Consider the following 15,431-nt stretch of genomic DNA (forward strand, 5'->3'; position numbering starts at 1 on the left):
GGCTCCGCGCCCGTGCATCTTGGGTACGTCGTCGATCGCGCTGGACTCCGCCGGGTCCAGCGCGATCTTTTTTGTGCCCTCCGCGAGGCCTTCCGCGGGCCTCCGTATGTCCTTCGCGTGCCCTCCGTGCGGGATGCTGTTGGTCCCTGAACGCCTGGTGAGGCCCGTCGTGTTGGAGCGTGAGGGGCTGTGTGGGAGTCCGTCGGAAGCGTTCCGGGAGACCTTCAAGGGGCAGTGCAATTGCACATATTAAATCGACCCCTTGTAGGGGGGGTGTAAGTAAGAGTGTTTCCCAAACCAGTTCGGTGACACCCGTCACAGGCAGTGCAGCTTGTTACTCAAGTTGCTTGTGCGCTAAGGGAGATCACGCGCGCCACAGGGCCGACCGCACGCCTCCTCTGTCCCCAGCGTGCCACCCGGGCAGGCGTCATGAGGGCCCCATTGGTCGTGAAGGGGCGGGACTTTCGTCCTTGGTTGTCGACTCCATCGCGAGCCGCAGCAGGCGATGGCAGACCGGACAGTGCCGGGTCAGATGGCGATACCCCGAGCGATTGCCGGAGGCCGCGGCCAGATGGGCCCGCAGCAGTGCCCGTGTCTCGTGCCGTCGTGGGGACGCCCGCATGTGCGACCTCCTTGCCCCGTCCACCCCTTGTTGTGTGAGTACCGGCGGTACGGGACGGAGTCAAGACGCACCGAAGCCCGCATCCGACGGATGCGGGCTTCGATTCTGTGCGGTCCTGACGGGATTTGAACCCGCGGCCTCCACCTTGACAGGGTGGCGAGCACTCCAAACTGCTCCACAGGACCAGGTGTTGCGGCGCTTGATCATGCGTTGCGCTGCGAGAAGAGACTCTACAGCAGCAGTTGGCCAGGGTCGAACTCGCTCTCTGTGAGCGGCCCGTCACGCCTTTTCCGCTACGGTGCCGCCGCGTCGACGGCCTTCACGATCCGCTTGTCCGAGATCGGATACGCCGTGCCGAGCGCGTGCGCGAAGTAGCTGACCCGCAGCTCCTCCAGCATCCAGCGGATGTCCCGTACGTTCTGCGGCACCGGCCGGCCCTGCGGCAACTGCTCAAGCAGCCAGGCGTATTCGTCCTGCATGTCGTGGACCTTCTGCATGCGCGTGGTGTCCCGCTGCACGCTCGTCGGCATCTGCTGCAGCCGGCGGTCGGCGGCCGTCAGATACCGCATCAGATCGGGCAGGCGGCGAAGGCCCGTCGCCGTGACGAAGCCGGGCCTGATCAGGGCGTCCAACTGCGTGCGTACGTCCGTGAGGTTGGCCAGGAGCGCCGGGGAGTTCGTGGACTTCAGGCGGCGCTCGCAGGCCTGCCAGGCGGCGAGGACCTGCTGCACCTGGCCGACCGTGTGCACGGTGGCGTCCACGAGGTCGGCGCGGACCTTCTCGTAGAGCGCGCGGTACGACCCCTCGTCCCAGGCCGGGCCGCCGAAGTCGGCGATGAGCTTGTCCGCGGCGGCCGTGGCGCAGTCGTCCACCAGGGCCTGGATGGAGCCGTGCGGGTTCGAGGAGAGCGTGAGCTTCTGCTGGTTGGTGAGCTTGCCCGTGGCGAACTTGGCCGCGTTCACCGGGATGTTGAGCAGGATCAGGCGCCGCGTGCCCTGCCACATCGACTCCAGCTGCTCGGCCTCGGTGTCGAAGAGGCGTACGGAGACGGAGTCGCCCGCGTCCACGAGCGCCGGGTACGCCTTCACCGGCTGGCCCGCGCGCCTGGTCTCGAAGACGCGCTTCAGCGTGCCGATCGTCCAGTCCTGAAGGCCCGTACGCTCCACGGACTCACCGCCGGAGCGCTCCGCGGTCGCCGCGGCGGCCTGCGAGATCGCCTTGCGGGCCTTGGGCTTGAGGCGAAGCTTCAGGGCTTCCAGGTCCTTGTCCTCGGCGAGCTTCTTGCGCCGCTCGTCGACGATCCGGAACGTGATCTTCAAGTGGTCCGGTACGCGCGACAGATCGAAGTCGTCCGCCGCCACCGGGACGCCGACCATGCCCTTCAGCTCGCGGGCGAGCGTGACCGGCAGGGGTTCCTGTAGCGGCACCGCGCGCTCCAGGAACGCCTTCGCGTAGTTGGGCGCCGGGACGTAGTGGCGACGGATCGGCTTGGGCAGCGAGCGGATCAGCTCCGTCACCACGTCCTCGCGCAGGCCCGGGATCTGCCAGTCGAAGCCCGCGTCCGTGACCTGGTTGAGCACCTGGAGCGGTACGTGGACCGTCACACCGTCGGCGTCCGCGCCCGGCTCGAACTGGTAGGTCACCCGGAACTTCAGCCCGCCCTGACGCCACTGGTCCGGGTAGTCGTCCTTGGTGACCGCCTCGGCGGACTCGCGGATCAGCATCGACCGCTCGAAGTCGAGGAGTTCGGGCTCCTCGCGCTTCTTGTGCTTCCACCACGAGTCGAAGTGCGCGCCGGACACCACGTGTTCGGGGATGCGCTGCTCGTAGAAGTCGAAGAGCGTCTCGTCGTCGACCATGATGTCGCGGCGGCGGGCCCGGTGCTCCAACTCCTCGACCTCGGTGAGGAGTCTGCGGTTGTCCGCGTAGAACTTGTGGTGCGTGCGCCAGTCGCCCTCGACCAGGGCGTTGCGGATGAACAGCTCGCGGGAGACCTCGGGGTCGATCCGGCCGTAGTTCACCTTGCGCTGCGCCACGATCGGTACGCCGTACAGCGTGACCTTCTCGTACGCCATCACCGCCGCCTGGTCCTTCTCCCAGTGCGGCTCGGAGTACGTGCGCTTCAGGAGGTGCTCGGCGAGCGGCTCGACCCACTCCGGCTCGATCTTCGCGTTGACCCGCGCCCACAGCCGGGAGGTCTCCACCAGCTCCGCGGACATGATGAACCGCGGCGGCTTCTTGAACAGCGCGGAGCCGGGGAAGACCGCGAACTTGGCGTTGCGGGCGCCCAGATACTCGTTCCGGCCGCCGCCGCGCTGCTTCGGGTCGCTCTCCTTGGACTCCTTCACGTCCTTCATCCCGATATGGGAGAGGAGGCCGGCCAGGAGCGAGATGTGGACGCGCTGCTCCGGGGCGTCGTCCTCGTTCAGATGGATGCCCATCTGCTTCGCGACCGTCCGCAGCTGGTGGTAGATGTCCTGCCACTCGCGGATCCGCAGGAAGTTCAGATACTCCTGCTTGCACATGCGGCGGAACGAGCTGGAGCCCCGCTCCTTCTGCTGCTCCCGGACATACCGCCACAGATTCAGGTACGCGAGGAAGTCGGACGTCTCGTCCTTGAACCGGGCGTGCTGCTGGTCCGCCTGCGCCTGCTTCTCCGCCGGGCGCTCGCGCGGGTCCTGGATGGAGAGCGCGGCCGCGATCACCATGACCTCGCGCACGCAGCCGTTCTTGTCCGCCTCCAGGACCATCCGGGCCAGCCGGGGGTCGACGGGCAGCTGGGAGAGCTTGCGGCCCTGCTCCGTCAGACGCTTCCGTACGTCCTTCTGCTTGGGGTCCAACGCGCCCAGTTCCTGGAGGAGTTGGACGCCGTCGCGGATGTTGCGGTGGTCCGGCGGGTCGATGAACGGGAACTTCTCGAGGTCGCCGAGGCCGGCCGCGGTCATCTGCAGGATCACGGAGGCCAGGTTCGTACGGAGGATCTCCGCGTCCGTGAACTCGGGGCGGGCCTCGAAGTCGTCCTCGCTGTAAAGCCGGATGCAGATGCCGTCCGACGTACGACCGCAGCGGCCCTTGCGCTGGTTGGCGCTGGCCTGGCTGATCGCCTCGATGGGCAGCCGCTGGACCTTGGTGCGGTGGCTGTAGCGGGAGATACGCGCCGTGCCCGGGTCGATCACGTACTTGATGCCGGGGACGGTCAGCGAGGTCTCCGCCACGTTCGTCGCGAGGACGATCCGTCGGCCCGTGTGCTGCTGGAAGACGCGGTGCTGCTCGGCGTGGCTCAGGCGGGCATAGAGCGGAAGGACCTCGGTGAACCTGTACTTCTTCTTCTCCAGCGCGTCCGCCGTGTCCCGGATCTCGCGCTCGCCGGAGAGGAATACAAGGATATCGCCGCTGTCGCCGTCCCCCTGCAGCTCCTCGACGGCATCGCAGATCGCGGTGATCTGGTCGCGGTCGGACTCCTCGCTGTCCTCTTCGAGGAGCGGCCGGTAGCGGACCTCCACCGGGTACGTACGGCCGCTGACCTCGACGATCGGGGCCTCCCCGAAGTGCCGGCTGAAGCGCTCCGGGTCGATGGTCGCCGAGGTGATGACGACCTTCAGGTCCGGGCGCTTCGGCAGCAGCTGGGCGAGGTAGCCGAGCAGGAAGTCGATGTTCAGGGACCGCTCGTGGGCCTCGTCGATGATGATCGTGTCGTACGCGCGCAGCTCGCGGTCCGTCTGGATCTCGGCGAGCAGGATGCCGTCCGTCATCAGCTTCACGAACGTGTCGCCGCCGACCTGGTCGGTGAAGCGGACCTTCCAGCCGACCGTCTCGCCGAGCGGGGTGTCCAGCTCGTCGGCCACGCGCTCGGCGACCGTGCGCGCCGCGATCCGGCGGGGCTGCGTGTGGCCGATCATGCCGCGGGCGCCCCGGCCCAGCTCCATGCAGATCTTCGGGATCTGCGTGGTCTTCCCGGAACCGGTCTCACCGGCGACGATCACGACCTGGTGGTCCCGGATCGCCGCGAGGATCTCGTCCTTCTTCTGGCTGACCGGCAGCTGCTCGGGGTACGTGACCGGCGGCAGGGCCGCACGCCGCTCCCGTATCCGTGCGGCGGACTTCTCCGCCTCGGCCGCGATCTCGTCGAGGACGGCCTGCCGCGCCTCGGGCTTGCGGATCTTACGGCTGCCTTCGAGGCGACGGCCCAAACGGTGCGCGTCGCGGAGCGAGGCCTCGTCGAGGAGCCGGGCGAGTTCGGCATAGGAAGTAGACATACGAACTCCAGGATCTCACCCGCCTGTCGGCACTGGCGAACGCATTTCTGTCCCCTCTGTCCGGGTGGTGCAGTATGGAGCCATGTCGCTCGCAGCCGCCCGCCGTCGCCGCTCCGCGGTGACGCTTCTCCTGGGCGCGCTTCTCGCGCTGCTCACGGTGGGGTTGGTGTGCGGCCCGGCGAGCGCGAGTGCGGGCCAGGCGACCGAGTCCGTACGCGCCGCCGCACCCTCGGCCGCCGCACCCTCGGCCTCCGCCCTGGACGGCAAGACCGGCTGCGGCAAGAAACAGACCGACGAGGGCAGCCAGCCCGCCGCCCCGTCCCGCACCACCGTCCACGAACAGCTGGCCTCCACGCTCTCCTACGAGCAGTCCGGCACCGGCGACTGGACGGCCTGTGGCCCCCTCGCCGGCGTCGCGCCCGACCGCGGCCCACCGCCCCGCGACCCGCCGTCCCCCGTCGAACTCTCCGTCCTGCGCGTGTAGAGGGCCCTGTCTCCGGCCCTCACCCACCCGCCCAGGACAGGAGAAGAACCCGCATGAATCTGCGGCTCGCTCTGCGCGCCCCCGCTCTCTGGCCGGCGGCGCGCCGGCTCGTCGCGCTCGGCGGCGCCCTGCTCAGCGCACTGCTGCTCGGCCTGCCGACCGCCCTCGTACCGAACCCGGTCTTCGGGCGCGAGATCCCGCCCGAGTGGTGGAGCTATCCGGTGCTCGTGGCCTCCGCGCTGCTCGCCGGTCTGCTGCTCGCCACGTACGTACGCACCGGAGCCGAGCGCACCCGGGACAGCGAACGGGTCTCGCGGCTCGGCTCGGCCGGAGCACTGCTCTCGTTCCTCGCCGTCGGCTGCCCCGTGTGCAACAAGCTCGTGCTGTTCGCCCTCGGCACCTCCGGCGCGCTCACCGTCTGGGCGCCGCTGCAGCCCGTGCTCGCGGTCGCCTCGCTCGTGCTGCTCGCCGTGGCCACCGTCCGCCGGCTCGCCGGCGAGGTCGCCTGCCCGGCGAAGCCCGCGCGCTGACCCACCGACTTCCCGACCCGTACCACCAGGAGACCTGAACACCCATGGCCCCCACCTCATCGAAATCCTCCCCCGCCGCCGGCAAGGGCCGCGGCATCGCGATCGGCGCGGCCGTCCTCGTGGCCGCGCTGCTCCTCGGCGTCTTCTCGTTCACCGCGACCAAGCCCGGCTCCGGTTCCGGCTCCGACTCCGGCAGCGCGAGCGACACCCCCGCCGCCGACGTCTCCGCCGACCCGCAGGACGGCGTCTACCCGGAGCTGGAGAAGCTGGCCCGCCGCGACGCCGACGACCCGCTCGCGCAGGGCCGCGCGGACGCCCCCGTCGTCCTCGTCGAGTACGCCGACTTCAAGTGCGGCTTCTGCGGCAAGTTCGCCCGCGACACCGAGCCGGGCCTGGTGAAGAAGTACGTCGACAACGGCACCCTGCGCATCGAGTGGCGCAACTTCCCGATCTTCGGCGCCGAGTCGGAGGCCGCCGCGCGCGGTGCCTGGGCGGCCGGGCAGCAGGGCCGCTTCTGGCAGTTCCACGAGGCGGCGTACGCGGAGGGCGCCAAGGAGAAGGGCTTCAAGGACGACCGCCTCGCCGAGCTCGCCAAGCAGTCCGGGGTCGCCGACCTGGACCAATTCCAGAAGGACCTGGACAGCGCGGCGGCGGAGAAGGCCGTCGGCAAGGACACCGAGGAGGCGTACAAGCTGGGCGCCACCTCCACCCCGTCCTTCCTGATCAACGGCCGTCCGCTGGCGGGCGCCCAGCCCGCGGAGACCTTCGAGCAGGCCATCGAGCAGGCCGCCGCCGCGGCTTCCGGCAAGAAGGACACGGGCCGGTGACCGGCGACATCGGCTATCTCGCCGCGTTCCTCGGCGGCCTGCTCGCCCTGCTCAGCCCGTGCAGCGCACTGCTCCTGCCGGCCTTCTTCGCGTACTCGATCAACAGCTCGTCCCGGCTCCTCGCCCGCACCGGCATCTTCTACCTGGGCCTGGCCACGACCCTGGTCCCGCTGGGCGCCGCGGGCTCGTTCGCCGGGCGGTTCTTCTACGGCAACCGGGATCTGCTCGTCCTCGTCGGCGGCTGGCTGATCATCGCGCTCGGCCTGCTGCAGCTCCTCGGCATGGGCTTCGCCTCCCGCAAGATGTCCGAGCTCTCCGGCCGCATCCGCCCCACCACCGCCCTGTCGGTGTACGCCCTGGGCGCGGTCTACGGCCTGGCCGGCTTCTGCGCGGGCCCGATCCTCGGCAGCGTCCTCACGGTCGCGGCCCTGGGCGGCAATCCGGGGTACGGGGGCGCACTGCTCGCGGTGTACGCCCTCGGCATGGCGGTCCCGCTGTTCCTCCTGGCCCTGCTCTGGGAGCGCTTCGACCTGGGCCGCCGACGCTGGCTCCGTGGCCGCACGTTCCGCGTCGGCCGCTTCGAGCTGCATACGACCTCGACCCTGTCGGGCCTGTTCTTCATCGCCCTCGGCACGCTGTTCCTGGCCTTCGACGGCACGACCGCACTCCCCGGAATCCTCGACGTGGACGACTCGTTCGCGGTCGAACAGTGGGCCCGCGGCATCGGCGAGCGCGTCTCGGACGGCACGCTGGTGCTGGTCGCGATCGCGGCGGCGGTGACGTTCTTCGCGGTACGCGCGTGGCGCCGCCGTGCGGCCGCCGGGGTGAACGCGGGGGCGGAGACGGAGAGCTGAGGGACCGGCTCCGCCCACCGGCGTTCGGGTGGGCGGAGCCGGTCACTCGACAGGCACGTCCGAAAACACCGAAGCCCCCGTCCGAAGACGAGGGCTTCACTGGTGGCTGGGGCCGGGGTCGAACCGGCGACCTTCCGCTTTTCAGGCGGACGCTCGTACCAACTGAGCTACCCAGCCACGAGATTCGCGTGGAATCTCAGCGGTCCTGACGGGATTTGAACCCGCGGCCTCCACCTTGACAGGGTGGCGAGCACTCCAAACTGCTCCACAGGACCAAGCTGTTGCGCGACTAAGTGTCGCACAGGGTGGTGCGTGCCCCCAACGGGATTCGAACCTGAAACCGTTACCGTCCTGACCTGCGAGAACGCCAGAGAATCGGGATAAACACCACTGTTTCCATCCCTCTCAACCTCGATCGATCCCGCTCGGTCCGGGTCCCGTGCTGACATGTCAGCACGCCCTGCTAATCGTTTGCGGTACGAAATCAAGTCGTTCCAGGCGCAGTCAACTCGCCTGGCGCCAAAGGGCTTTATCCCATTCTTTACGTGATGCGCGAGAGCAAACACAGCCAGTGGCTGCCGGAGGGCAATATTGCGGATGGGAGGCAGGCATTGTGAAGTTATCCAATACGTCTCCGGATGTCCCTACTCGCGCGGGTTGGCGCGTTTTGTCCCAGAATGGGCGAGCTGACAGACCTCGGCGCGGCAGAAGCCCCACGGCCCAGGCCAGATCTAAGCAGAGGGGTGTACGGGGGCGTCCGATCAGTTGAACCCGGCGCTCGGCTGCCGGGCCGTGCGAGGGGGTGAGTCAGCCATCCGGCTATGGCCGGCCTCTCCATGGCCGCGACCGCTTGCGTTCGCTCTGGAGCGGCGGCACCCATCCAACGACGAGGTCCGTAGCCGCGTCACCGGCCAGGGCGAATACGGGTGCCCAGCGTGATCATGGCGTCAGGGTCGCCCGCCTTTGCAGCGCTCAAGGCGCCTTCCCAGCCTGGTGCAGGCAGAAGGCAGCAGCACCCTGTTGCTCACAGCAAGCGAGCCAGCCCGCAAAGGAGCGCCGCCACGGACAGGCCTCGATCGACAGACGGCGGCGCGGGCGAGGTCGCTCCAAGCTTGTGTCCTACCTGAACATCACCGCGCTGCTGGACGCCGAGGTCGACTACGTCAACGACCGCGAGCGGAACACCCCCGCCGACCAGCGGGAGTCCTACCGAGTCCTGGAGGACATCCATGTCATGGCCGGGCCGCGTAAACGCGACCCGGCCCACCGGTTGCGCAGGATCCTGGTCCACTCGACCGGCAACGCCAGGGGCCAGCAGGCCGCTGCCCGTGGCGCCGTGGTTCCCCAAGGACGCCCGGCAGTCGATGCGCTGGCTGGTGCTGCATCTGATTGAGGAGACCCGCCCGGCACGCGGGCCACGCCGGCATCATCCGCAAGTCCCTGGACGGCAAGACCGCTTTCGTGCTCGTGGACGAGGAGCGGGCGCTGTGCGGGCAGAAGCCGGTCAATAGCGGGCGTACGAGCGGGCGGGGTCCGGTCGAGCAGTAGTTTGGCGGATAGGATGTCGATAACATCGCATCCCTAAGACGTCCGCTGCCATGGTTCACGGGGGATCGATGGTCAGAGTTCTGCTTGCCGAAGACATGCTCATGCTCCGCAAGGCCCTGGTCTCCCTGATGGAACTGGAGCCGGACATCGAGATCGTCGCCGAGGTGGATTCCGGTGACGAAGTGGTGCCGCGCGCCCTCGAAGTCCGGCCTGATGTCGCCGTGCTGGACATCGATCTGCCGGGGCAGGACGGGATCGCCGCCGCGGCCGAGCTGCATGAACGGCTGCCGCAGTGCCGGACGTTGATGCTCACGAGCCTCGGCCGGCCCGGCACTATGCGCCGGGCGCTGGCCGCGCACGCCTCGGGCTTCCTGCTCAAGGACACCGAACCGGACCGGCTGGCGGTCGCGATCCGGGACGTGGCGGCCGGGCGCCGCGCGATCGACCCGCAGCTGGCGGTCGCCACGCTGGAGGCGGGCAGCAATCCGCTGACCACGCGGGAGGGCGAGGTGCTGTGCCTGGCCGCCGAGGGCGATGACATCACGCAGATCGCCGGGCGGCTGTTCCTGTCCGCCGGGACCGTACGCAACTACCTGACCTCGGCGGTCAGCAAGCTCGGCGCTAGGAATCGGATGGACGCGGTCCGGATAGCCCGGGAGTCGGGCTGGCTGTAAGGCCGTTGCCGGGCCCGCTCGCGCCCGCCACCGCGGTCTTCAGCGGCAGTTCCGCCGCCAGGCAGAAGCGGCCCGGCCCCGCCGGCTCGGCAATGAGCGTGCCGCCGAGCCGGGCGACCCGCTCGGTGAGGTTCCCGATCCCGCTGCCGCCGCCGTCCGTGCCCGCCTTCAGCGTGCCCGCCGTACGGTCGGCACCGTCGTTGACGATCCGCAGCCGTACGGACCCGGCCTCGCCGACCGCCTCGATCAGACAGTGATCGGCCTTGCTGTGCCGCAGCATGTTGGTGATGCCCTCGCGCAGAACGGTCGCCAGGACCGTGTCCACCTCGTCCGGCAACGGCCCGAACTCCAGCCGGGTCTCGGCCGTGATCCCAACCGCGGTGAGTATCGACTCGGCCGTGCACGCCTCCGTACGCAGCGACAGGCTGCGGTAGCCGCTGGCCACCGACCGTACGTCGGACAGCGCCTGGCGTGCGGTGTGCAGCACCTCCGTCAGCTCCTGCTGGGCGCGCTGCGGCTGGTGCAGCACGAGCCGGTGGGTCAGCTCGCACTTGAGGGTGATCGTGGAGAGGCTGAAGCCGAGCAGGTCGTGCAGATCGCGGGCGAAGCGCAGCCGCTCCTGGGTGACCGCGAGTCTGGCCAGTTCGCCGCGCGCCGCCTGCACCTCGCTGACCAGGTCGGAGAGTCGGCTCAGTCCGTACACGACCACTCCGGTCAGCGCGGTCGCCAGGACGTTGTACGCCAGCTCGTCCTTGCCGAAACCCACCGCGAACTGCAGGACGCCCACGCTAATCACCGTGCCCACGAAGATCGCCCAGGCCAGTACGCCGTCCACGACAAGGAGCGCGGAGGCGGCCAGGAAGCCCGGCATGCCGAGCCAGGCCGCCTTGAAGAAGGCGAACGGCAGATACGTCAGCAGGGCCTGTGCGGCCAGGGTCCATCTGCGGCGCGGGGCCAGGGGTTTGACCAGGGTGGGAAAGGAGTGGAAGAGCTGCAGGCCGAGCAGGACGGCCAAGAGCACCACCGCCGCGGCCAGCGACCACGCGGAATGCGGGATGCGCAGGACGTACGACAGTGCGACCGCGAAGAAACCGCAGACCACCACCGAGGTGATGGTCGCGGCCACGCGGGGTGCGAGGTCGGGGTGCTGTCCGCCCACGCCGGCGTGCAGACCGGCGCGGCGGACTTCAGGGCGTATGGCGGGGTGGGGCGCAGCGGGCTCGGGAGATCGCACGTTTTCCTCCGGACGCTCGGCGAATTCCGAGCATAAACGGCGCCGGTGCCCGCTGCGGGCCTTATGACTGGCTCCGGGCCAGTCATTCGCCTCCGTGCTCCCGACGCGTTGTCCAAGGGATGTGCAGGACTTGCGTCAGAAACGCGAATACACAGGCGTATTGCCGCTTTCACCCGCTAACTCCTCGGCGGGAAGCGGCCCCAGGACGAATTCCCCTACGCTCGATTCCTTCAGCCAGTCCAGTCCAAAGGCATGTGCCAACAGGTCGCTGTCGCCGATCGCCAGCGCGCAGGGTGCCAGTCCCATGGCCGTACTCACCAGATATAGCGTCTGCTGCAGGGCACCGACCTCCTTGAGGAGACCGCTGTACGCGAGACCGTCGTACCGCCGGTTCATGGCACCGAATCGGGCGGTCATGGTGATCAGCACCGGCGGTTCGGTGGTCAGCGAGGCGGAGATACGGGCCTGGGCGAGCAGTTCGTCCACCGCCGCGGCGGGTGCGGCCAGCGGCCGCAGTGCGAGCGCCAGCGGGTCGTAGTGGTACGTACCGCGCGCCAGGCCCGCGCAGTTCCCGGCCGTGATGTACAGCTCCAGCGGGTAGCTGCCGCCGAGGCTGGGATAGGGACGCGAGCCCGTGGAGACGGCCGGTGCATCCGGCGATCCGTTCTCCAACGATCCGCTCTCCGGTGTCCGTATCCGCGCCGCCCGGTACAGCAGTTCGCCCAGCCGCGCCAGCGACAGCGGCTCGCTGCCGTAGGTCCGTACCGACCTGCGCGCCTCCAATACGGCGGTGATCGGCGGATCCTGGCTCAGCAGCCGGGCCAGCGCCGGACGCGGCAGCGGAATCGGCGCGGGCGCGCCATACGGGGCGCGGGTAGCGGCCGCGGCGTCCGGCGCGCCCCGCTCCGCGGCCCCGAACGGATCGTCGTGCCGCCCCAGCCGGCTGCGCGAATGCAGCATCAGATCAAACGGCGACCAGGACGCCAGCGCCGGATCGCGGTCCTCCGGGAACTCCGCGAACCCCGGCCGCCCGCCGCCCCCCACGGCGCTCACCAGCATCCGTACGGCCGTCAGATAGGCCACCGCGGCCCGCACAAGGCCGGTGGGCAAACCGAGCCGGTCGGCTACCGCCTCGGCGGTGGTGGCCCGGCCGAAGCAGCCCAGCAGCCAGGTGGCCTCGGCCCGGTGCAGTTCTACCCGGTGCCCGGACAGCGGCGACTCCACCCACAGCCCGCCCGCCGCGGTCCGGATCAGCGCGAAGCGCGAGAGCCGGTGCAGGGTGCCGGGCCCGGGCACGCTCGTACGGAAGCGGGCGCGGCGCGAGATCGGTACGGCCGACAGCAGCGGCCGGCCGTCCGGCCCGCTCAACGAACGGATCACTATGTGCTCCAGATCGCCCAGGCAGGCGGTGAGTTCGCGATAGTCAGCGCCGCCCGCGATGTTGTGCAGTGACACTGGGCCGTAGGACATCCGCTCCAGCGCGGAGCGCAGCAGCGGCCCGGTGCCGGGCAGCGTCAGATCGCCCCAGCGGGTGGTGAGTTGGGCCGTGCCCCCGTCGTGCTCCGGGAATTCGACGAGGGTGTCCTCGCGCAGCGACCACAGGTCGACGTGGTCGGGCGACGGGTACGGCGGAGCGGGCAGGGCGTTCACGGCGGATCCTTCGGGGGTGTGGGGGGTGTACCGGCGTGCTTCACATGAAGAGCGGACGTGGGTTGAGGTCCTCGTACCGCGTGGGCGAGGCCAGCAGGCCCTGCCGTACGGGGACGTCGAAGAGACGGCCCGGCGCGAAGCGGGTCCAAAAGGGCCGCAGGCCCGGGACGATGACCTTCACGACGGGCAGCTCCAGGTCGGGGCGGGTCTGGTCGAGTACGAGCAGTTCCATACCCCGTCTGCGGACCAGCTCCTCGATGGCTGCCACGTCCTCGCGCAGATCGCCGCGCGGGGTGCAGGGGTGGGTATCGGGCGTGGTCGGCTGTCCGGTGGGGCGCAGATACGGTTCGCTGTCCACCGTCGCGGTCCGCCACCACGTAAGCGCCGCCGGATCGTCGCAGCTGTAGCCGCTGCCGTCGGCGCGCACCGCGACCAGCGGCGGCAGCATCTGATTGAGCTCGGTGAGCGCGCGGCGCAGCGCGGTGCGCGGGTCGAAGTGGGCGCCGAAGCCCAGCGCGATGTCCTGCGCGGGCTTATCGGTACGGCGGGAGAGTGCGGCGAAGACCGGGATGCCCAGGTCCGTGGTGAGGTCCAGGGCCCATACCGTACGGCCTAGCCCGGCGTGCACCTCGCGCAGCCGCGTGGTCCAGGAGTCGCCGAATGCGTCCAGGTCGAGGCCGGCGCGTCGGGTGCGGTTGTACCACCACTGCGCGACCGCGTCCCGCTCCACCAGCTCCAGGAAGCCCTGGACGAGGGCGTCCTCGGGGCTGCTGCCGGCCGCCGTGCCGTTGGAGTTGGCCGAGCACATGCCGCGGCAGGACGGGTCGGGGACGTTGTAGTAGAGCAGCGCGGTGGGCAGCAGGCGGTGGCGGCCCGCGGTCAGCGACCAGACCGGCGTCCAGTCGATTTCGGCCGACGAGTCGAAGGGCGCGCAGACCTGGTGGAAGGGGCCGTGCGCGGCGTTCCACGCCGTACGGCCATCGAACTGCCGCTGATCGAAGAGCTGGATCGTATCCGGGTGCACGGCCTCCGCCGCGATATCGCGGTAAGCGGCCCGAACGGTCGGCTCGTCGCCCTGGAAGAAGCCGCTGTGCCGCTCGACGGCCTCGCACAGCGCGCTGACCTGGGCGTCCAGCGGGGTGGTGCCCTTGCCCGAGCTGCGGCTGCGCAGTCCGGCGCGTACGGAGGCCAGGCCGGTGGGCGTGGCGACCGGATTGTGGCCCGCGTGGAAGCAGTTGAGGAAGTCGGGGCCGCGCGTGTCGCGGCGGAGTGCTGTGACGACACCGGTGAGGGGGCCGACCAGATGGCCGTACCGCTCCAGGACCTGCTGCGGGGTGAGCGCCCGGTCGCCGCCGCCGGTCTGCGCGGCCTTGGGGCGGGAGCGCGGCGTCATGGGGGAGGTGACGCGCTCGGCGACCAGGCCGGGGTTTCCGCATGCGGGGCACTGCGGGCGTTGCCGTGCCGGATGGTGGCGCCCGCCGAGAGTGAGACTGTCCAGCGTCCAGATGGCGTCCTGGCCCGGATAGCGGTGCCCGGCCAGCCACTTGGCGGCCTCCAGGGCGGCCAGGTGCAGTCCGCTCGCATGGCCGGCGGGGGAGGCGGAGGGCGGCGGGGGGACCGGCCCTTCGAGGCCCGCGGCGTGCTGGAGATACGTCTCGGCGCGGCGGTTCAGCCGCAGCCAGTGGGCCAGGCAGTGCCAGCACGGGCCCTTGCCGGGCCGCAGGACCGGACCGATCCAGGGGTCGGCGCCGCCGGAGCGGACCACCAGCCAGGGCTTGCCGGCCGCACGCTGGGCTGCGTCCACCTCGGCGAGCGCCGGGTCGAGATAGTCCTGGCAGACCACGACGGTCAGGGGGGCGGTGCCGGGCCGTACCGAAGCGGACTCCACTGGTGCATCGGAAACCTGTACGCCGGAGACCGGGACGCCCGAGGCGCGCAGGGCCTCGCTCAGGCCCGTGCCGTCGCCGCCGCCCAGGGCCAGCACGGCCACCGAGCCTTCCGCGACGCTGCGGGCCGCGTGATGTCCGTCCAGACCGGCCAGTTCCCAGTACGCGCGGTCCGCTGCGGGCACCGCGGCGGCGAGGCCTGGAAGGTGGGTGAGGAAGCCGCCTTCGGTGAGGCGGGTGACGATGCGGGTGACCTGCGGGGCGGCAAGGACGCCCGCGGTGTCGGCCAGCAGCTTGTCCAGGTCGCGGGTGCCGTCAAGCAGCGGCGCCAGCGCCGTGATGGCGCTGCCGTGCAGGGCCGTGACACCGCGCTCGGAGACGAGATAGACGCCCTCGCCAGGGACCGTGTGGACCCTCAGATGGGATTTGAAACCCAGACGGGAGCCCGAGAGTTGTGCGGTTGCGACGCCCACTTCGGCATGCGCACCCCGGTACGGACTGTTCACGATTCCCCCTAGATCGTGCGACGGACACGGACGGTTGCAGGTGCGGGTGCCTGGGCTCAGACGCCGGTGGCCTCGGTCCAGCAGATGCACGTCCCGGGCAGGAACTCCTCGGCCAGGTCCTGGCTGAGCTCCTCGATGACCAGGTCGTCGGCGGGCACGAGAGTGGTGGTGGCGGTGAAGGTGGCGTTCATGACGTTCTCTCCGTTGTCCAGGCGCCCCGGGCCGGTGCGGCCGGGGTGCGGCGGTTGGCATGGCACAAGACTGGCCAAGGCGGCGAGGAGCGGCCAGTGCCGGGAGCACCGACTCGGGCATGAAACTTTCACGTGGCGAATACCGTTCAACGCACGCGGCGTTGAGGTG

Annotated in this window: 12 protein-coding genes, 3 tRNA genes and 1 pseudogene; 7 read left to right on the forward strand and 9 right to left on the reverse strand. The window is 70.0% G+C overall.

The window, feature by feature from the left end; all coding sequences use genetic code 11:
• Positions 1-427: 427 nt before the first annotated feature.
• The 3 genes from RCO28_RS26230 to hrpA form a co-directional block, all read right to left on the reverse strand.
• A complete protein-coding gene (locus RCO28_RS26230) occupies positions 428-622 on the reverse strand; it encodes a DUF6274 family protein (RefSeq protein WP_308943729.1) in 195 nt (64 codons plus the stop codon).
• A 110-nt stretch (positions 623-732) separates the two neighbouring features.
• Positions 733-807: transfer RNA gene (locus RCO28_RS26235), tRNA-Asp, on the reverse strand.
• Between the two features lie 108 nt (positions 808-915).
• Complete coding sequence (hrpA, locus tag RCO28_RS26240; protein WP_308943730.1) at positions 916-4,878, reverse strand: ATP-dependent RNA helicase HrpA; 3,963 nt, start codon at positions 4,876-4,878, stop codon at positions 916-918.
• 82 nt (positions 4,879-4,960) lie between these two features.
• On the opposite strand from hrpA, the gene RCO28_RS26245 reads away from it, so the two are divergent.
• The 4 genes from RCO28_RS26245 to RCO28_RS26260 are packed head-to-tail and all read left to right on the forward strand — an operon-like array spanning position 4,961 to position 7,573.
• Entirely contained in the window at positions 4,961-5,362 is a 402-nt protein-coding gene (locus RCO28_RS26245) for a hypothetical protein (protein WP_308943731.1), read from the forward strand.
• A 53-nt stretch (positions 5,363-5,415) separates the two neighbouring features.
• The gene (locus tag RCO28_RS26250; protein ID WP_308943732.1) at positions 5,416-5,892 is read left to right on the forward strand and encodes a hypothetical protein; all 477 of its coding nucleotides are present in this window, start codon (positions 5,416-5,418) and stop codon (positions 5,890-5,892) included.
• A 44-nt stretch (positions 5,893-5,936) separates the two neighbouring features.
• A complete protein-coding gene (locus RCO28_RS26255) occupies positions 5,937-6,719 on the forward strand; it encodes a thioredoxin domain-containing protein (protein ID WP_308943733.1) in 783 nt (260 codons plus the stop codon).
• Entirely contained in the window at positions 6,716-7,573 is an 858-nt protein-coding gene (locus RCO28_RS26260; RefSeq protein ID WP_308943734.1) for a cytochrome c biogenesis CcdA family protein, read from the forward strand. The genes RCO28_RS26255 and RCO28_RS26260 overlap by 4 nt, the downstream gene beginning before the upstream one ends.
• A gap of 100 nt (positions 7,574-7,673) precedes the next feature.
• On the opposite strand, the gene RCO28_RS26265 is transcribed toward RCO28_RS26260, so the two are convergent.
• Positions 7,674-7,750 (reverse strand) — tRNA-Phe (locus RCO28_RS26265).
• Between the two features lie 23 nt (positions 7,751-7,773).
• Positions 7,774-7,848, reverse strand: a tRNA-Asp gene (locus RCO28_RS26270).
• A gap of 839 nt (positions 7,849-8,687) precedes the next feature.
• On the opposite strand from RCO28_RS26270, the gene RCO28_RS26275 reads away from it, so the two are divergent.
• The 3 genes and pseudogenes from RCO28_RS26275 (at position 8,688) to RCO28_RS26285 (ending at position 9,795) form a co-directional block, all read left to right on the forward strand.
• Complete coding sequence (locus RCO28_RS26275) at positions 8,688-8,966, forward strand: hypothetical protein (protein WP_308943798.1); 279 nt, start codon at positions 8,688-8,690, stop codon at positions 8,964-8,966.
• A pseudogene (locus tag RCO28_RS26280) lies at positions 8,893-9,121 on the forward strand (DUF664 domain-containing protein); the annotation flags it as partial. The gene RCO28_RS26275 and the pseudogene RCO28_RS26280, both read left to right, overlap by 74 nt.
• 68 nt (positions 9,122-9,189) lie before the next feature.
• Entirely contained in the window at positions 9,190-9,795 is a 606-nt protein-coding gene (locus RCO28_RS26285) for a response regulator transcription factor (RefSeq protein ID WP_308943735.1), read from the forward strand.
• Here the strand turns inward: RCO28_RS26285 and RCO28_RS26290 are convergent.
• The 4 genes from RCO28_RS26290 to RCO28_RS26305 form a co-directional block, all read right to left on the reverse strand.
• Entirely contained in the window at positions 9,743-11,029 is a 1,287-nt protein-coding gene (locus RCO28_RS26290; protein WP_308943736.1) for a histidine kinase, read from the reverse strand. The two genes, RCO28_RS26285 and RCO28_RS26290, sit on opposite strands and share 53 nt — an antisense overlap.
• 135 nt (positions 11,030-11,164) lie before the next feature.
• Positions 11,165-12,679 (reverse strand): SagB family peptide dehydrogenase, encoded by a 1,515-nt coding sequence (locus RCO28_RS26295; protein WP_308943737.1) that lies wholly within the window; start codon positions 12,677-12,679, stop codon positions 11,165-11,167.
• A gap of 40 nt (positions 12,680-12,719) precedes the next feature.
• Positions 12,720-15,038, reverse strand: coding sequence for a TOMM precursor leader peptide-binding protein (locus RCO28_RS26300; RefSeq protein WP_374991253.1), 2,319 nt, complete (start codon positions 15,036-15,038; stop codon positions 12,720-12,722).
• Between the two features lie 89 nt (positions 15,039-15,127).
• Complete coding sequence (locus RCO28_RS26305) at positions 15,128-15,262, reverse strand: hypothetical protein (protein ID WP_308943739.1); 135 nt, start codon at positions 15,260-15,262, stop codon at positions 15,128-15,130.
• Positions 15,263-15,431 lie beyond the last annotated feature (169 nt).

The organism is Streptomyces sp. LHD-70, assembly GCF_031157275.1.
Classification (GTDB): Bacteria; Actinomycetota; Actinomycetes; order Streptomycetales; family Streptomycetaceae; genus Streptomyces.